A 19,688-nucleotide genomic window follows, 5' to 3' on the forward strand; every position below is an offset into this window, starting at 1 on the left:
TCCATGCAATGTTCTATAAAGCAAATTCTTAGTGACGCTACAGATAAATTAAATAAAATAGGTATTAGTTCGCCGCAATTAGAAGCACGAATTTTACTACAGCATGTTATAAATAAACCTATTGAGTATTTACTTATTAATCTTGATGAACAGTTAAATGAAGCCAAGATAGAAGCTTTTGAAAAACTGTTAGCGAGAAGATTAAAGCATGAACCGATAGTATATATTACAGGTGTTAAAGAATTTTACTCACGTGAATTTATTGTTAATAAACATGTATTAATTCCAAGAAGCGATACTGAAGTTTTGGTGGATGTTGTATTTCAATGTCATTCCCGCGAAAGCGGGAATCCAGAAAAAAAACAACCGGATCCCTGCTTTCGCGGGAATGACATAAGCGAAAACTGCAATGACAAATTCTTAAATATCCTAGAACTTGGCACAGGTAGCGGCTGCATTGCTATCAGTCTATTATGTGAGTTACAGAATGCTAATGTAATTGCAACCGATATAAGTCTTGATGCTATAGACATTATCAAAAGTAATGCAGCAAAATATGAGGTAACGGATCGCATTCAGATTATTCACAGTAATTGGTTTGAGAATATTGAAACTCAGAAATTTGATTTTATCGTTAGCAACCCGCCATATATAGCTCACAGCGAAAAATCAGAGATGGCAATTGAAACAATCAATTATGAACCGTCTATTGCTTTATTTGCTGAAAAAGACGGACTGCAAGCTTACTTTCTCATCGCCGAAAATGCCAAACAATTCTTAAAACCAAACGGTAAGATTATATTAGAAATAGGGTTTAAACAGGAAGAAGCGGTAACCCAAATTTTCTTAGATCATGGTTATAATATTGAAAGCGTTTATAAGGATCTACAAGGTCACAGTAGGGTAATATTATTGTCTCCTATTAATCTCAATCGGTCATATGCAAGACGTATCGGTAAAAGCTTATCAGGAGTGCAAAAGAATTTATTAGATAACAAACTACCAAAATATTTATTTTCTAAAGAAAAGCTTGTAAATGAAAAACGTAAAGTATTTCTTGAGATAGGCTTTGGTATGGGTGAGCATTTCATTAATCAAGCTAAAATGAATCCTAATGCACTTTTTATTGGGATAGAGGTATATTTAAACGGAGTTGCAAATGTTTTAAAGCTTGCAGGCGAACAAAATATCACGAATTTTTTATTATTCCCTAATAATTTGGATTTAATATTAAATGAGATACCAAGTAATAGCCTTGATGGAATTTATATTTTATTTCCCGATCCATGGATAAAAAATAAGCAAAAAAAGAAACGTATTTTCAATAAAGAACGACTTAAGCTTTTACAAGATAAGCTAAAAGACAATGGTAATTTAGTATTTGCTTCCGATATCGAAAATTATTTTTATGAAGCAATAGAGTTAATACAGCAGAACGGTAATTTTGAAATTATAAATAAAAATGATTATTTAAAACCGCACGATAACTATGTAATTACCAAATATCATCAAAAAGCTATTAAGGCGAATAGAACGCCGAAATTTATGATTTTGCGGCACGTTTTAGGCGATCATTAATTGCAGCCCCTATATTCACTTGAGGTATAGGGCTAACTGCTATACCTCTTACATCATGAGATGCAGCATAATCGTCAAGTATTCTTAAATAAGCATAAAGATTTGCAGCGGCTTCTATAAAGTCACCTTTTACACTTAAGTTTAATGAAACTCTTCCTGTAAGATTGCTATTGCTAAAATTTAATCCGATTTCTTTATCCTCCAAATTTATAGCATTTAGCCTAACCGGTACTTTTGGTGAATAGTGTTTTGCAAGCATTCCCGACGCTTTTATAGTACTTGTCTCTGATGCTTTTAAAACTTCTATCCCTAGTATTTCTCCTAAAATTTCAGCAGTTATAAACCCTTCTCTAAGAATAGTAGGAGTAACAGTTGTTGTATCAATTATCGTTGACTCTAGCCCATATTTAGATTGATAGATTTCAGGTGCTAAAATAAAAATTTCCTGATTATCCTTAAAATGTTTTGTGACATGCTCAGCGTTAGTCGGACTAATATAGTTTGAAGGGTTAGCACTTGGGGCAGCTATAGGTATGCCTGATTGTCTGATAAGCTCTAACGCTACAGGATAAGATGGTATCCGAAGTGCTATGGTATTTAGTCCTGCTGTTACGCTAGGGGCAATATTTGCATTCTCTTTTAAAGGGACAACTATAGATAATGGTCCAGACCAAAATTTTTCTGCTATTTTTGTAGCTAAATCGTCAAACTCCCCTATTTCCTTTGCTTGCTCTATGGAGGAGACATGCACGATAAGCGGATTGATAGCAGGGCGCTCTTTGAACTGAAAAATCTTTAAACACGCCTCATTATTTGTGGCATCCGCACCAATCCCATAGACTGTTTCAGTCGGAAAAACAACCACTTTACCTGATTTTATAAATTGAACTGCTTTGTTTATCATAAGCGGTTAAACTTAGCTACTTTATCAAATAATTCACAAATATTCTGTAATAACGACAAACGATTTTGAGCGATCTTTGGATCAGAGTCATTAACGAGTATATTATCAAAAAAGCTAGTAATGGGAGTTAATAGAGACGATAATAAATTTAAGGCTTTCTTATAATCTTTATCAGCTATACTATCTATAATTTCCGGAGAAATTTTTTGGATTACTTCAAATAATTCTTTTTCAGGTTGTGTACTAAAGAGACTCGCATCAACTAAGCCGGTAATTTTCTGATCACCAATTATATTGCTAGCTCGTTTGTAAGCATTTAATAATTGCTTGCCTGCGTCTTCTATTAAAAATTCTTTTAACTCATCAAGCTTAAAGTTTGTATCTATTAAATTTAAGTCAAGAACTGCATTAATTAACGCAATATCATAGTCATTTTTAAAGTAAAATTTTGCTCTTTCTTCAAAAAAAGATATTATTAAATTCTTATTTTCGTCAGATGAATCTTTATATAAGTTTATAGAAAAATTAATTAAATCATTAAAATTTAGCTCTAATTTATTTTCAAGTATTATTCTTATTATACCAAGAGCTTGACGTCTTAAGGCATATGGATCACCTGAGCCTGTTGGTGTTTCCCCTGCTATCATCAAACCTACTAAACTATCTAGCTTATCGGCTAAAGCAAGTAAAGCCGCATTTCCACTTGGTACATTGTCGCTCAAACCTTGCGGTTTATAATGGTCTTTAATTGCAGCGGCTATTTCTGCATTTAGCCCTTCATGTTTTGCATAATAATAACCCATAATCCCCTGTAAATCAGGAAATTCCCAGACCATCTCAGAAACAAGATCACTTTTGCAAAGTCTAGCTGCTGTAATCAAATCCTTATTATTTGGAGCTATATAATTACAAATATCGGTTATGCGTTCAATTTTTTCTCTTAAATTACCAAGCTTTGCATGAAATGTTACAGCTTCTAATTGGCCTAATCTTGATTCTAAAGTTTTAGCTATATCCTGCTTACAAAAATATAAAGCATCCGAAAGACGTGCCGATAGAACTTTCTCGTTACCTTGAATAACTAGTTCAGCATTTGTAAATCTGCCATTACTGACAAAGAGAAAATACGGTGTGAAATTTCCTGTTTTATCAAATAAACAAAAATATTTCTGATGCGTACGCATCGAAGAAATAAGTACTTCTTTAGGTAACTCTAAAAATTTTTGCGGTATTTTTCCAAGCAGCACAATAGGAAATTCGCTAAGCCCTACTACTTCTTCTACTAAACGATTATCTTCTTTTATAATTAACTCATGAGAATTTGCTAGTTCCAGTAAACCGGTTTTAATTATTGCCTCTCTCTTTGCTCTTTCTAAAATAACATGATTTTCTAAAAGCTTATTTCTATAATCTTCAAAATCTGTTACTTCTAATTTTTTATTATCAGTAAGACGATGCCCATACGTAATATTATTAGCGGTTAAATGCCCAAATTGCATCGGTAATATTTCGCCGTTAAATATGCATAAAATATTTCGCAGAGGTCTAATCCATTTTATTTTGTAATCACCCCAAAACATCGATTTTGCCCAGCTATATTTATTAATAGCCTCTATAATAATCTCCGGCAAAATCTCTTTTATTTCTCTTTCTTCTGTTTTTTTGACAAAGAAATAATATAGCTGATTACTAATTAATTTAGTAGGAAGCTCTAATTTACTAACATTATGAGCTTTACAAAAGCCGTTAATAGCGGTTTCCGGAGCTTCTATGCTTGGTCCTTTAATTTCTTCCTCTTTTGGCAAAGTTATCTTTGGCAAATGGGTAGCATGCAGCGTTATCCTGCGAGGTCCCGCGAATACTTGTACTTTTGCAAATATTTCGTTTTCTTCAAAAATTTTTGTGAATATATTTAAATAACCCTCTTCAGCATTTTTTTGCATAAAAGCCGGAATTTCTTCGCTAAATAGTTCTAATAATAACTCGCTCACTTGTTCATCTCCAACCATTTTGTACAACAAATTCTAGCTAAATGACGCACTCTTAAAACATAAGAAGCACGCTCAGTGACGCTGATTACTCCAAGTGCATTTAGTTGATTAAATGCATGACTTGCCTTAAGGCATTCATCATAAGCCGGCATAGGTAAATTAGCTTTGATTAATCTCTCACACTGGTCTTCGCTATCCTTGAAATGTCGCAGTAACATTTCACTATCGGCAAGCTCTAAATTATATTTTGAAAATTGCCATTCAGCTTCGAAATCCACTTCACCGTATTTTAAAGCTTTTTCGCCTACTTGCCCGTTCCAATCAAGCTCTCTTACTTCATCAACACCTTGAATATATAAAGCAAGCCTCTCGAGTCCATAAGTTATTTCACCGGCAACGGGACGGCATTCAATACCACCGATTTGCTGCATATAAGTAAATTGCGATACTTCCATACCGTTACACCATACTTCCCAGCCAAGCCCGGCAGCACCTAAGGTTGGCGACTCCCAATCATCTTCAACAAATCTGATATCATGAATTTTTAAATCTATGCCTAAATATTCTAAGCTTTTAAGATATAACTCTTGAATATTATCCGGAGACGGCTTTAAGATAACTTGAAACTGATAATAATGCTGCATTCTATTAGGATGCATGCCATACCTGCTATCCCCTGGTCTTCTTGATGGCTGAACATATGCAACAGACCAAGGTTTAGTACCAAGGCAGCGAAGTACAGTTGCAGGGTGAAACGTACCGGCTCCAACATGGGCATCGTAAGGTTGCAATATTGCACAGCCATAATCCTGCCAATAATTTTGTAATGTCAGAATAATTTGCTGAAATGATAGTTTTTTCATAGGGTATTATTATTGGGAAAGAAAATTTTGATCAGTTAAAAGGATCAAATATTTTTATATTAAACATATTATAATGTTTAATATTTCTAGTAACTAGTATCATATTACTTTGTTTTGCCTGTGCAGCTATTAAAGCATCGATTGCATTCGTACTATCAATACTCATTAATTCACCCCACTCCTCACATATTTCTTTGTCAATATTAAGAATTCTTTCATTATAATCTATTATTATTCTTTCTAACCATTTTTCTAATTTCAAACTTGCTATTTTATCTTTCTTTGCTAATTTTGATATTCCCTTTCTTATTTCGCCGATAGTAATACAACTTAAGTATAACTGGCTAGAATGAATAATTGAAAACCATGCTGCTACTTGAGAATTGGATTTTTTCTTTTGAATTTCAGATACAACATTAGTATCTAATAAATATTTCATAATTCAAAATCTCTAGCATATCCTTTTGCTCTCTGAATATCCAAATTATCTGTCTTAGGTATGCTCAATAAATATTCTTTGAAATCAGTTTTTTTTTTAGTAAGTTGTTTATAGTCTTTTATACTAATAATTACAACTGCTTCTTTACCCCTTTTTGTAATACATTGAGGGGTACCATGCATTGCAATATCAATAATATTACTTAACTTATTCTTTGCTTCGTGTAACTGCCATTTATTCATAAAAAATCCTCATATAGCTAGATTGTCTAGATTATTATAATATAAAGATGCAAAAAAATAAAATATTTTTTTATTAATTTGAGGTCTTAATAATACTCCTTGCCGATCTCGATTTTAGGACGATTGTTTGCTACTCGCCAATCGTTAGTATCACGGAAAGAATAAACACAGCCGCAAAATTCTTGTTTATAAAAGTTCTCTTCTTTTGCAATTTCGTACATTCTGCTAGCACCGCCATCTTTACGCCAATTATAAGTCCAATAGGTCACCCCTTCATAATGAGATGTCGCCCTAGTCCCTGATTCATTAATTTGGTTCATATCTTTCCATCTAGAAATACCAAGCGAGCTAGTTATAACTTTAAAGCCGTTCTCATAAGCATATAAAGCCGTACGCTCGAAACGCATATCAAAACACATTGTACAGCGTATACCTCTCTCAGGCTCAAGCTCCATCCCTTTAGCACGCCTAAACCAATTTTGTGGATCATAATCTGCATCGATAAATTCTATATTATGTTTCTCGGCAAATTTAATATTTTCGTTTTTACGAAGCTCATATTCTTTTTTAGGATGAATATTAGGATTATAGAAAAAAAGCATAAACTTAATGCCGGTATCGATCATTTTTTCCATTAAAGGGCCAACACAAGGAGCACAACAACAATGGAGTAAAACCTTGCTTTCACCGTTTGGTATTTCAAAAACTTCGCTCATATTAATTTACTAGATTCTTTTTATAGGTTTCTTTATAGAATTTTAGAATTATAGAAGATAACAAGGCAAGTGCAATTAAATAATATGCAATAGCATAATTGTCTCCGGTAACTTTCGTTAACATCATTGCTAACATTGGAGCAGTACCGCCAAATATAGCAGCTGCAAGGTTGTATGAAAGTGCAACACCGGTAAATCTTATGCTAGTCGGAAATATCTCTACTAAAACCGTTGGAATAGGCCCCATATAGATGCTAATAACTCCAGCAAATATTACTTGAGATATTATAGCTAAAGTAAAATTCATCGACCCTAAAGACTACAAAAATAGGATAGACTGATAAAATTAACAAGATAATCCCCCATATTAGTACAGGACGTCGCCCCACCTTATCCGAAACATACGCAGATATAGGAAATACTATCATCATTACGATTAATATTATACTACTAACAATTGTGCTTTGCTGATTAGTATTGTTTGCATAAAATTACCAATAAAAACCGTAGAAGTATAAAAAGGAGCAGTTACGGTAATATACAGACCAAGTGCGATAATTAGTTCTTTTGGGTATTTTGTTAATGTTTCTCGTAAAGGAAAACGTGCTAAACGCCTTGTTCCCTTAGCTTTTTTATAAATAGGACTTTCTGCTAGGTTTTTTCTAATATATAAACCTACGGAGCTAATAAATAAACCGGCAATAAAAGGTATCCTCCAACCCCATTCAAATAGCATATCGGCAGACATAAAATAAGAAAAACCGACTGCTGTACCAAGTCCAAGCAGCATACCGCCGCACATACTAACAAATGAGCTACTCCCCGCGAGTCCTCGCTGCTCGAACGAAGCATGTTCTACAATATATGAAATACAACCGCTAAATTCCCCTCCTAAAGAAAAACCTTGTATGAGTCTGATAATAGTTAAAATAATAGGAGCGGCAATTCCAATAGTTTTATAACTTGGTAAGAGCCCTATCCCGGCAGTCGGTATTGCCATAGCTATAATACCCATCACCAAAGCAGTACGTCTACCGAATCTATCACCTATATTACCGAAAATAATACCGCCGAGCGGTCGTACTACAAAGCCTGCAGCAAATACCGCAAAAGTTAACGTCTCTTGCATTTCTGGATTCCGGAAAAAAAATGCTGCCCTATAATATAAGCAAATTGCTCATATAATGCATAATCATACCATTCTAAAGCGTTGCCGATCATGCCGGATATTACTACTTTTCTCATTAAGTTATTTTATTGATTAAAAAAAAGATAATAAGAGTAATATTTTATATTCTCAAGTAAAAATAGCTTTATTTCATGCGAATAGCTTTGCTTGCGTTGATACCGTAGTCGTCATTGCGAGGAGCGTAGAGATGTGGCAATCTAGAAAAATAATTAAAAAAATTCTGATTTACAGAATTTTTACTGGATTGCTTCGTCGAATTACTGCGTAATTCTTCTCGCAATGACTATACCCTATCTATGTTTTTCATTAACCACTTTCTTAGTTAATTTAACATTGATTTGAGAAGGAGAAACTTTAATATTTTGTTTGATGTTTTTTGTTTTTTCTTGAGATAGAAGACTTTCTTTATCATTTTGCAATGTTTTCATAAACTTATCTATATTGCTTTGTTCTAGTTTTATTGTATTATCACTATTCAAAATTAATCCTCCAATTTTTTCACCAAGTTCAGGTGCATATCTGACGGCAAAAATTGATGCCGGTACAACTATGATAGAAAAAGCCGCTCCTGCAGTCGCAACACTGATTGCTCCGACTAATAAAGCACAAACAGCACCAGCGATTTTTCCAGTTGCTTGTTTAAATATATTACTTTTTTGTGTAAATACTAAAGACATCTCTAATATTTTATTAAATTCTTTCTTTATATAGATGGTTGCTTCATCAATATTATTATATTTCTTCATTGCATACATTACAGAAGCCTTAAATAATTTTTTGTGAGACTCCGCATAATTTATTATTTTATCAAAATTCTTCTCTTTTAAAAGAGTTTTAAATATATTTTTAATTTTTTCTTTTTCGGTACTATTTATTTCATCTCCAAAATAAACTTCTACAAGATTTTCTGCTATTATATCTTGTGATTGCTCTAAAATATTATTCTTATTTTGCTCATTTTCGTCTTCAGAAGTAATCATTATTGCAAATAACTCTAATGCTACGGAAAAATTATCATCGTTAATAACCCGCATACCTAAATAATTTTTGAGTCTAGAAATACATTTATTAATATATTTTTCAGCCTCTGGTTTAGAATTAAGCCTTAGCGTATAATCTATAGCAAGCATATTTGCAATAGTAGAGCAAGTAGATTTCATAAGATTATTGACAAAATTATTAACAATATCTTTTTTAAATAAATTAGTATTTACGTTATTAAGTACTATTGCATTATTCATTTTGGTAATTTATTTTGAGGCTAATTCTCTGATATATAATATCAATTTAGCATAAATAAGATTAGGAGCATGATTTACTGAAAGTTTATATATATTCTTAGGTGTTAACACTTCTTCATTACGTACTCGTACAAAAGATATAAGAGTATTAGGAGGCATATAAGAATAAATTTCAGAGAATATTTTTAGAAAAGTCAAAAAATCTGCACATGCATATTTTATATTTATGCTATAATTATTTACATAAATCGATTCACCTTCTCCTTCAATCGCCTGAACATTATTTTTAAAAAATACTGAATTTATAAATACATCTATAGGTTCTACTAAATCATATTTATTGCTTAAGCTTTTTATTTTAGGAATTAGTTCTTGATAATTTAAGCAACTCACACTACTTGGCACGCTTAAATCTACATATTTTTTGTACGATTCTAATATTTCTTCTTTAGAGTTAATGACAGAATAAAGCTTTAAAACTTCCTCTGTTAGATTTTCTTGTAAAACTTGTTTATCAAGAATAGATTTACTGTATTCTTGCTGGAAAATTTTTACTATCCAAATAGTTAAGGAAATAAAGAAGAAATATATAATAAATTGAAAAAATATAAGATTCTTTAAATACATAATATATTTTTCAAACATTATTTTTACCTTGGGTTATTAGTGCCGTTGCATGGTTTATGTCATTCCCGCCTACGCGGGAATGACATGGAATATTACGTTTTATTATCAACTATATTAACCGATAAAGGAATTACTACCTTACCGAATATATCAAGTATTTTATCCTTATATATAACATAATCTATCTGCAAATTAGATAATTTATTTTTTACGTTTGTCATATGATCATCTAGCATCTTTAGAGATTCATATACCGATAGATTATTAGTATGATATTTAAGTATTAACTTGATTATTAATTGTCTCTTAGAAACTAACAAAATATTATCTATATCTGTTAATTCCCATTTAATTTCTTCTAATTTAAAATCCGGATTTAAAGTAATTATTAGCCTTTTAAGTAAATCAAACGGCAGTGGTACCGGTGCTTCTAGTAATTTTTCTATTACATATAAATCAGCTAGGCTAGTAGTATTTTTAATATAAGGATATTTATATTTGATATCATCATATTCTTGATTTGTTGCATGATATTTTTCATTAATAGAGTTTATGTCTTTGTAATTTTGTTTTGTATTATATTTGATAATACCGACCACTAATATTAATATTATAAGTAATGCACTATATAATTTAAATGTCAGATCCTTTATAGTAACTAGTTTTTTTATTGATTTTAAATTATTATTATAAGCGGGAAAACTCTTATATTCTAGAAACAGTCTACTAATATTCGTATCTATAAATCTTTCTTTTTCTAGAGTTTGCTTATTTAGTATATTATCAACCGGTATAAAGATTACAGGGCGTTCTTCAAAGTTTGTTGATTCTAATAAAGATTTTAACTCTTCATCTACTATAAGAATTATACAGGCTCTTTGGTCAAGATTACTTATATAGTTTTTAAATAATATCAAACAATCATTAATTTCTTGTTCTATAATACCTTGAACATAGCCGGTTGTTTTATCAAATGGATACTCAAGATTTCTAATTGTTATTATATTATTTTTATGTTTGATAATAAATTTTATACCGCTAGCTTGTGATGCATATACACAAATTTGAAAATAATCGTTATATTTATCATTTTCTATATTCTGCACTATTTTATTTATAATAACTTTTAGCTCTAACGTTAAAAAGTAAATTCCTTTTAAATCAAGAGATCTTTTATCTATAATGCATGAAATTATATCACTTAAAGGTGTTTCAAATGGACACGACATAATTAAAGTCGACCAAATTTCACTTGGGGTAGTAGTAATTTCGTAAACACAATGTGCTATAATGTCTTCTTTATTAAAATAACCTTCAATAAATTGTTCAATAGGATCAAGTTTAACTATTGACTGTAATATAGGTATTTGATCGTGCCGTGTTTTACATTCACTGCCGTCAAGTAAAAAATAAATATCGCTTTTTGGAAATTTACTAAAAAAGTTTTTATAAGGATTTAAGTCTATTTGTTCCCGAGTAGGGATAAATAATTTATCTAATAATTTATTATCGAGAAAAGTACTAAGAAATACACCTTTATTACCTAGTAACACCACAATCTTTTTTCTTTTGAAAGAAAATATTTTTAATTTTGTAGCAAATTGAACAAAATGTAATTTGATCGAATCAAAAATATTTTTCATAAATAAATTTATTTTAATCATAATTCAGTGTATTTTACTATACTGGACGTCATTTCTGCGTGGATACCCGAACCGTCATTGCGAACGACTGATAAGGAGCGTGGCAATCTCAGGACTTTGGCACGAGATTGCGTACGTACAATTACTACGTAATTTTCCTCGCCATGACGAAAAATGATCCTCTCCGGAATGACATAACATTAAATAATATATCTTACCATGACTAAATTTACCACTGAAGAAGTTAGAAGTAAATTTATAACTTACTTTAAAGCAAATAATCATACACATATACCGGCCAGCTCGTTAATTCCACACAATGACCCTAGCTTAATGTTTGTTAATTCCGGAATGGTACAATTTAAAAATGTTTTTACCGGACAAGGAAAAAGACCTTATAACAAAGCGGTAACTAGTCAAAAGTCTCTTAGAGCCGGCGGCAAGCATAATGACCTTGAGAATGTCGGTTATACGGCAAGACATCATACCTTTTTTGAAATGCTAGGTAATTTTTCATTCGGTGACTATTTTAAAGAACAAGCCATATATTACGCTTGGAATTTATTGACTAAAGAATTTGAACTCCCAAAAGACAAGCTTTATGCAACAATTTATCATACTGATGACGAAGCAGCTGCTTATTGGAAAAAAATAGCAGGTTTTGGGGATGATCGCATCATAAAGATCAAAACAAACGATAATTTTTGGTCAATGGGTGATACTGGCCCTTGCGGTCCTTGTTCCGAAATTTTTTACGACCACGGTGAACAAATATATGGCGGACTTCCTGGTACTAAAGATGAAGACGGTGATAGATTTATCGAGATTTGGAATATGGTATTTATGCAATATGAACAAATCGATAAAGATACTAGCATAGAATTATCGCAAAAATCTATCGATACCGGTATGGGTCTTGAGCGTATGACGGCAGTATTACAGCATGTTAACAACAATTATGATATAGATTTATTTCAGGAAATAATTAATTTTACCGAAAATATAGTAAAAGTGAAAGCAGAGGGAGAAGCTAAATTTTCTTACCGAGTTATTGCCGACCACTTACGAGCAAGTAGCTTTTTAATAGCTGACGGCGTTATTCCTTCAAATGAGGGGCGTGGTTACGTACTTCGCCGCATTATGCGAAGATCCATGAGGCATGCTCATATGCTTGGGTCAAAAGAACCTTTAATGTATAAATTACTGCCAAAACTTGTTGATTTAATGGGGAATGTTTATCCTGAACTTAAAAGAGCAGAAAACTTTATAAGCAGTATCTTAGAACAAGAAGAAATTAGATTTAAAGCCACATTAGAACGTGGTCTCAAACTTCTTACCGAAGAAACAGAAACGCTAACAAAAGGTAATGAATTATCAGGAGAAGTAGCATTTAAACTATACGATACTTACGGATTTCCGCTTGATTTAACCGAAGATATTCTAAAAAACCGTGATATTGCCGTTGATCACAAAGGGTTTGAAGAGCAAATGCTTATGCAAAAAGAACGTGCTAGAAAATCTTGGCTTGGCTCCGGTGAATCAAAAACCAATCAGTTGTGGTTTGATATCAAAGAGCAACATGGTAGCACGGAGTTTTTAGGATATACACTTAATGAAGCAAAATGTAAAATAATTGCATTAATCAAAAATAATAATTTAGTTAATGATATAAAAGAAATAGATACACAATTCCTACTAATCAGCAACCAAACTCCTTTCTACGGTGAATCAGGCGGTCAAATAGGTGACATCGGAACGATATTTGCAAAAGATTCTGAAGTAGAAGTAATAGATACTTTAAAATATTTAGGTTCTATTATAGTCCACAAATGTATTTTGAAAAAGGGGCAGATTAACGTAGGCGAGAATGCTAATTTTAGTATAGACATAAGATATAGGCAAAATTTAAGAATTCATCACTCGGCAACGCATATATTACATGCAGTACTGCATGAGGTACTTGGGAAACATGTTATTCAAAAAGGTTCGTTAGTCGCTCCGACTTATTTACGCTTTGATATTAGCCATTCTAAAACTGTGACTAATGAAGAAATCACTTTAATCGAAGATAAGGTAAATGAGATTATTAGAGATAATCATGAAGTAACTACTACATTAATGGCAACTGAAGATGCAGTTAAACAAGGAGCTACGGCACTGTTTGGCGAGAAATACGACTCTGAAGTAAGAGTAGTTAAGATGGGTGAGACTTCTTTAGAATTATGCAGCGGTACGCATGTCAGACGTACCGGTGACATCGGTTGCTTTAAAATCACAAGCGAAAGTGCTATAGCAGCAGGTGTTCGTAGAATTGAAGCAGCTTGCGGTGAATTCGTAATTACATTAATGAGAGAAAAGGATAGTTTACTTAAATCGATAGAAAGCAGTTTCAAAACTAATAAAAATGAACTTATTACTAAGGTTAATAATATCTTAGAGCGTAACAAGGAAGTTGAGAAAGAGTTAGAAAAAACTCTTTTAGCTAGTTTAGATTTAAGTATAGAGCAAATTGAAAAGCAAGCTGCACAAATAACAGGAATAAAACTATTATATAAAAAAGTAGGAAATATAGACAATAAAATATTACGTCAAGCTGCCGAAAATTTAACAAAAAAAGTAGAAGATTTGATAATGGTATATATTGCCGAGGGAATTGGTAAATTATCTATTACAGTTGCGGTGAGTAAAGCTATAACAGACAAATACAATGCAGATATAATTGCAAAAAAACTTTCTTTATTCTTAGGTGGCAGCGGCGGAGGTGGACAAGCAAGCCTTGCTCAAGCCGGTGGAAATGATATAGGTAAGCTAACTAACATCCATGAAAAATTATACAGTTTATTGACAGTGTCGTAGTGTACTAATTTAGGACGTCATTACGAGTGTGCTTTGTAGATGGATACCCGGTTGTCATTGTGAGCAACCGTAGTACTTGCGTGGCAATCTCGTCAAATATCCTGAGATTGCTTCGTCAATTACTTCGTAATTTCCTCGCAATGACAAGGTGGTATCCACATAACAATGCCTATGCAGGGAGGCATTGTAATGACAAAATTTATGGTTGTTAATACGCTGCTTTCACAAAATAAAGACCGGAGGCGGGAGCAGTAGGACCAGCGGCTTTTCTATCTTTGGCTTCTAAAACATCTTTAATTTGTTCTGCCTGCCAAATATTTTTACCAACAAGTACTAAACTGCCGACAATATTACGTACCATATGATGCAAAAATGACGGGGCTGAAAGATATAATTTTATTTCTTCGTCTTCTTTAATAATATTAAGTTCAGTTAAAGTTTTAATCGGTGATTTTGATTGACATGAGCTAGCCCTAAATGAAGTAAAATCATGTTTGCCTAATAGATAGGCGGCAGCTTGTTGCATAGCCGGAACATCTAAAGGTGAACTAATCCACCATGCTCTATTTAAATCAATTACCGATGGACAAGGTCTATTAATAATTCTATATATATAATAACGAGAGGTAGCCGAAAACCTAGCATGAAAATTATTGGGGGCTAATTCACAATTCCATACTCCTACGGCATACGGTCTTGCAAAATAGTTGATAGCTGTAATAATTTTGTGAGGTTCTAAATATTTTGAAAGATCAAAATGTGCTACTTGACCTACAGCATGAACACCGGCATCTGTCCTTCCTGACCCAAACAATATCACCTGTTCACCGGAAAATTTATAAATCGCTTCTTCTAATATCTGCTGTACCGACATTACTCCTGCTTGTCTTTGCCAACCTGCAAGATCCGTGCCTAAATATTCAATGGTAATTTTATATCGATACATAATAGCCCACTATCATCCCGTGGCTTGACCACGGGATCTTGTATCACAGCCCGTGTCCTGAGATCCCAAATCACGGGATGACAGTATAAGTATTATCATGCTTCTAGTAAATCCGATGGATTACCATCACCACGCTTTCCTCCGCTTCTAAAGCTATTAAGTTTTTTGGATCTAATAGGATGTTGTAACTTTCTTAAAGCTTTTGACTCGATTTGTCTTATACGTTCTCTAGTTACTTTAAATTGCTGCCCTACTTCTTCTAATGTATGGTCAGTATTCATACCTATACCGAAACGCATTCTAAGCACTCTTTCTTCACGAGGCGTAAGGGTTGCAAGTACTCTAATGGTAACTTCTCGTAAATTTGACTGAATTGCCGCATCAATCGGTGCTACTGCATTCTTATCTTCGATAAAATCGCCTAATTGACCGCCGTCACTATCATCACCTACGGGATTCTCAAGACTTATAGGTTCTTTAGCTATTTTCATGACTTTACGCACTTTATCAAGCGGCATTGAAAGACGGTTAGCGATTTCCGTTGCTGTTGGTTCGTATCCGAGTTCATTAAGCATTTGTCTTGAAGTACGTAGTATCTTATTAATTGTTTCAATCATATGCACAGGAATACGTATAGTCCTTGCTTGATCGGCAATAGCTCTTGTTATAGCTTGTCTAATCCACCACGTAGCATAGGTAGAGAATTTATAACCACGGCGATATTCAAATTTATCCACCGCTTTCATAAGTCCTATATTACCTTCTTGAATTAAATCTAAAAACTGCAATCCTCTATTAGCGTATTTTTTAGCAATAGATATAACTAAACGTAAATTCGCTTCTATCATATCTTTTTTTGCTTGTAACGTTTGTCTCTCGCTTTTTTGTATAGTATTCACTAGTTTTTTAAAATCATTAACTAAAAGACCGGTTTTAGATTCTATAACCGATAATTCAGCAATCATTTGATCTATATAATCCGATTCTTTAGTCATTAACTCTTTCCAAGCGACTTTTTTATTTTTCAGCATTTTTTCTTTCCATGCTGCATTGATAACCGATCCTATATATTCATCAAGGAAATTTTGGCGAGTTACTCCATATTTTTCAGCAAGTTTTAAAAAAGCTGTTTCTTTATTAATTAAATCACGATTTATTCCATACATCTTACCTAAAATTTCTTCCGTTCTTTTAGAATTAAAATGTATTTCCGAAACTTCATTTATTAATAATTCCAAATTATTATATTTTTTGCTATTTTGTAAAACCTTCGGCTCAAAAGATTTCTCATAACATTTTTTAGCTTCAATGAGTAGCTCTTCGCAGATAAAAGCAATCTTTTTCATACGCTCTATAATATTAGGTAATATCTGCGTTTCTACTCTAGACATAGATAAGTGATTATCCTCATGCTCTTCTCCTTCGGTCTCACTACTATGTTCTTCATCATTTTCGGGTGTTTCGTCATGTAACATGTTAGCTTCTAAATCTATCAGATCACGTAGTAACATTTTTTCATTAACTAAATCTTCATACCATACTATAAAACAACGCATAGCAATAGGGCTTCTACATAAGGAAGCAGTCATTGTTTTATGTCCTTCCTCAATCCTTTTTGCTATTTCTACTTCATGTTCACGAGTTAAAAGATCGACTCCCCCCATATCCTTAAGATATAATCTTACAGGATCATCGGTAGTACCTATATTTTCTTCTTCTACCTCATCCTCAGGTTCATTATCAACATTGGTAGATAGCTTAAATTCTTCATCCATTCCGATATCAAGCTTAATTTCATCATCTTCATTAGATTCTAAAATATCTACTCCTGCATCGGAAAATTTTAATATAGCTTCCTCTAATTGTCTTATTGAAGGATTTTTATTAAGAGGAAAAGCGTTGTTTATATCATCATAAGTGACCGGTATCTTTTTAGATTTAGCTTTTTTAAGTAAACTATCTATTTTATCTAGATCATTGTCTATATTGCTATTGCTCATTAAATACCTATATGCTTTTTTCTTTTAAAAGAAGTTTAAAATAATTAAGTTATCGTGTGATTAATAAAAGATTCGTTTAAAACTTGCAGTTCATTTGCAATCTTCAGAATTTCTTTTTTATATAGTAAAACTTTTTCAAAGTCGTGATTGTCAGTACTGTTTATGGTAATAGCGTATTCTTGTTGTAAATTTATTAGATAATATTTCTTATGTAGCCACTGCCATAATAAATCCAGTCTGATATTATTTTTATTAAATGAGATATCTAAAAACAAATTATCCGTTTTTGATAATAATAAAAAAATATCAAAAAAGCTAGTTTTTTCCACAATTGCAGTAATTTCACTTGCTTCTACGTTATTATCTATAATCTCGTTTAAATACCAATTACGGAATTCTTCAAGCGATTTATTATTAAAATTTAAATTTAAGATGAAATCTCTAATATCTTTTTCTTCAAGTATTATAGGAAATTTAACTAACAAAGCACAAAAAGCGTGTTCTAGTATTTCAAGCTCCGAATAGCCGTGACTTGAAATTATAGGAGCCAAATTTGAGTTTTTAGTTGTAGCTTTCTTCTGCGTTGTAACTAAATTTTGCCATATTTGATCTTTAAAAAACCTGTAATAACTTACTTTTAAATCACTATCCGATATTTTGCTGCAATAATTTTTTAAATTTTTTTCTAAATTAGCTTTTTCTTCCGCAGTTTTAAAACTCTTGCCGCTATACTCAATATGCCAAATCATTTCTGATAAGCTTATTCTTTTATCTATAAGCTTTGCAAAAAAATCAGCACCGTTTTTATTTACTGCATCGTCGGGATCAAGTCCGCTTGGTAACCTAATAAAAGAAATTTTCTTTTCACTATTAATAAGCGGTAATGCTAAGTTAATAGTTCTTATACTAGCTTTTATGCCTGCATTATCTCCGTCAAGACATAATATAATTTCATCACCAGCACGCCATAATTTATGTAAGTGATTCTCAGTAACGCTAGTACCGAGACTCGCAACCGTTTCACTAAAACCTGCTTGATGTAGTGCTATAACATCAAAATAACCTTCTACTAAAATCGAATGATTTTTTTTATAGCTACTGCTTATCGCTTTATGCTCACCGTATAGAGTTTCACTTTTTTGAAATACTGTAGTTTCAGGTGAATTTAAGTATTTAGGCAGCCCCTCCCCTAGTACTCTACCGCCAAAGCCTACAATTTTATTGTAAATATTTCTAATTGGAATAGTAATACGGTTAGAAAATAAATTATATATTTCACCGTTTTCTCGCTTGCCGATTAGCCCTGCTTTACCAAGCTTTATAATATCTATATTTTTATCGTGAAAAAATTTTTCAAATTTATTATTCTTCGGGGCAAAACCTATTGAAAACTCTTTTAGTGTTTCTTCGGTAATACCCCTTTCGTGTAGATAATGTAATATTTCAGGTGTTAATTGTGTCCTGAAAAACTTATTGGCGAGTTCTAAAATATTTAGAATTTCATCGGATTCTTCATAAAATTCTTTCTGTTTTGCAGTTAATTTCGGTATCTCTATACCGTAATCGATTGCAAGCTTTATAGCAGACTCATTATAAGATAAACCGCTAATATTAGAAGTAAATTTTATAACGTCACCGGCTGCTTTACAACCAAAACAATAGAAAAATCTCTTACTATTACTAACCGTAAAAGATGGGGTCTTTTCTTGATGGAAGGGACATAAACCTACATAGTTACCGGATTTTCTAGTTAAAGCTACTTTTTGCCGCACTACATCCGATATGTTAATACGGTTTCTTAAGAACTCATAAAATTCTGGTGCAACTCTCATTATATTACAATATGTAGGAAAGAATAGCTGTAGAAAGACAATAAGAAAGCGGTATAGACAAATTATCGTTAATTCTTAAATCTTTTGAATAAAATTCAGCTACTGTAGCCCCTATGCAGCTTATAATAATAATAATAAAACTTGTATTATATCCTAAATAGAAATACACTAATATACTTATAAAAATTGCAGAAACTAAAAAGGTAATAGAACCGGCTATAGATTTACCGTTACCTAAGCTATTTCCTATTTTAACGCCGACAAGAGCCGCTAAACAATCTGAAATAATTAAAATCAACCACGAACAAATCACTAAATTTTTAGGGAAAAGAAGAGCAGTTAAGAAAAAACCGATCATCATAAAGCTAACGCCGCTTAAAGCAAAAGAACCGTTATTTTCTTCAAGCCTTATAACTTTTGAAAAAAATCTAGTTACAAATTCGCTAATTTTTGCATTATTATGACGTGATACATCTAAATATAATGTAATAGCCGTTATTATAAATAATAATAACGTAATAGCGGTTCTTGGAATAAATAAATAAAGCAGCGGAAATATTATAGCCAATAGGTGGAAAATTTTACGCTTTTTCTCAAAGTCAAAATCTTTAATTTCCATAA

Annotated in this window: 15 protein-coding genes and 1 pseudogene; 2 read left to right on the forward strand and 14 right to left on the reverse strand. The window is 32.2% G+C overall.

Features of this window, described 5'->3' with window-relative positions:
* Window positions 1-3 precede the first annotated feature (3 nt).
* Window positions 4-1,578: a bifunctional peptide chain release factor N(5)-glutamine methyltransferase PrmC/tRNA (guanosine(46)-N7)-methyltransferase TrmB gene (gene trmB / locus RPR_RS07355; RefSeq protein WP_012737049.1), complete on the forward strand. Its 1,575-nt coding sequence runs from the start codon at window positions 4-6 to the stop codon at window positions 1,576-1,578.
* Here trmB and RPR_RS07360 read toward each other — a convergent pair.
* The 10 genes and pseudogenes from RPR_RS07360 to RPR_RS07405 all read right to left on the reverse strand — a co-directional run bounded on the left by RPR_RS07360 (window position 1,544) and on the right by RPR_RS07405 (window position 11,454).
* Window positions 1,544-2,482, reverse strand: coding sequence for an L-threonylcarbamoyladenylate synthase (locus tag RPR_RS07360; protein ID WP_012737050.1), 939 nt, complete (start codon window positions 2,480-2,482; stop codon window positions 1,544-1,546). The two genes, trmB and RPR_RS07360, sit on opposite strands and share 35 nt — an antisense overlap.
* On the reverse strand, window positions 2,479-4,473 hold the full coding sequence (glyS, locus tag RPR_RS07365) for a glycine--tRNA ligase subunit beta (protein ID WP_012737051.1): 1,995 nt from the start codon (window positions 4,471-4,473) through the stop codon (window positions 2,479-2,481). The genes RPR_RS07360 and glyS overlap by 4 nt, the downstream gene beginning before the upstream one ends.
* The gene (locus RPR_RS07370; RefSeq protein WP_012737052.1) at window positions 4,470-5,336 is read right to left on the reverse strand and encodes a glycine--tRNA ligase subunit alpha; all 867 of its coding nucleotides are present in this window, start codon (window positions 5,334-5,336) and stop codon (window positions 4,470-4,472) included. Before RPR_RS07370 ends, glyS begins: the two co-directional genes overlap by 4 nt.
* Window positions 5,337-5,367: 31 nt before the next feature.
* Window positions 5,368-5,775 (reverse strand): type II toxin-antitoxin system VapC family toxin, encoded by a 408-nt coding sequence (locus tag RPR_RS07375; RefSeq protein WP_010977875.1) that lies wholly within the window; start codon window positions 5,773-5,775, stop codon window positions 5,368-5,370.
* The gene (locus RPR_RS07380; RefSeq protein ID WP_012737053.1) at window positions 5,772-6,017 is read right to left on the reverse strand and encodes a type II toxin-antitoxin system Phd/YefM family antitoxin; all 246 of its coding nucleotides are present in this window, start codon (window positions 6,015-6,017) and stop codon (window positions 5,772-5,774) included. Before RPR_RS07380 ends, RPR_RS07375 begins: the two co-directional genes overlap by 4 nt.
* A gap of 86 nt (window positions 6,018-6,103) precedes the next feature.
* Window positions 6,104-6,733 carry an epoxyqueuosine reductase QueH gene (locus tag RPR_RS07385; protein WP_012737054.1) on the reverse strand — a complete coding sequence of 210 codons (630 nt, stop codon included), beginning with the start codon at window positions 6,731-6,733 and terminating at the stop codon, window positions 6,104-6,106.
* A gap of 1 nt (window position 6,734) precedes the next feature.
* Window positions 6,735-7,978, reverse strand: a pseudogene (locus RPR_RS07390) (metabolite/H+ symporter).
* A gap of 234 nt (window positions 7,979-8,212) precedes the next feature.
* Entirely contained in the window at window positions 8,213-9,163 is a 951-nt protein-coding gene (locus RPR_RS07395) for an RP853 family protein (protein WP_012737055.1), read from the reverse strand.
* 9 nt (window positions 9,164-9,172) lie between these two features.
* Entirely contained in the window at window positions 9,173-9,808 is a 636-nt protein-coding gene (locus RPR_RS07400; RefSeq protein WP_012737056.1) for a hypothetical protein, read from the reverse strand.
* Window positions 9,809-9,882: 74 nt separating this feature from the next.
* The gene (locus RPR_RS07405) at window positions 9,883-11,454 is read right to left on the reverse strand and encodes a hypothetical protein (RefSeq protein ID WP_012737057.1); all 1,572 of its coding nucleotides are present in this window, start codon (window positions 11,452-11,454) and stop codon (window positions 9,883-9,885) included.
* Between the two features lie 198 nt (window positions 11,455-11,652).
* Between RPR_RS07405 and alaS the strand changes: the two genes are divergently transcribed.
* Window positions 11,653-14,289, forward strand: coding sequence for an alanine--tRNA ligase (gene alaS, locus RPR_RS07410; RefSeq protein ID WP_012737058.1), 2,637 nt, complete (start codon window positions 11,653-11,655; stop codon window positions 14,287-14,289).
* 208 nt (window positions 14,290-14,497) lie between these two features.
* On the opposite strand, the gene truA is transcribed toward alaS, so the two are convergent.
* The 4 genes from truA to RPR_RS07430 form a co-directional block, all read right to left on the reverse strand.
* The gene (gene truA, locus RPR_RS07415; RefSeq protein WP_012737059.1) at window positions 14,498-15,235 is read right to left on the reverse strand and encodes a tRNA pseudouridine(38-40) synthase TruA; all 738 of its coding nucleotides are present in this window, start codon (window positions 15,233-15,235) and stop codon (window positions 14,498-14,500) included.
* A gap of 95 nt (window positions 15,236-15,330) precedes the next feature.
* Window positions 15,331-17,235: an RNA polymerase sigma factor RpoD gene (gene rpoD / locus RPR_RS07420; RefSeq protein WP_012737060.1), complete on the reverse strand. Its 1,905-nt coding sequence runs from the start codon at window positions 17,233-17,235 to the stop codon at window positions 15,331-15,333.
* Window positions 17,236-17,279: 44 nt separating this feature from the next.
* Entirely contained in the window at window positions 17,280-19,067 is a 1,788-nt protein-coding gene (gene dnaG / locus RPR_RS07425) for a DNA primase (protein WP_012737061.1), read from the reverse strand.
* A gap of 4 nt (window positions 19,068-19,071) precedes the next feature.
* Complete coding sequence (locus RPR_RS07430; RefSeq protein ID WP_012737062.1) at window positions 19,072-19,686, reverse strand: diacylglycerol/polyprenol kinase family protein; 615 nt, start codon at window positions 19,684-19,686, stop codon at window positions 19,072-19,074.
* Window positions 19,687-19,688: the final 2 nt, after the last annotated feature.

This window comes from Rickettsia peacockii str. Rustic, from assembly GCF_000021525.1.
GTDB lineage: Bacteria > Pseudomonadota > Alphaproteobacteria > Rickettsiales > Rickettsiaceae > Rickettsia > Rickettsia rickettsii.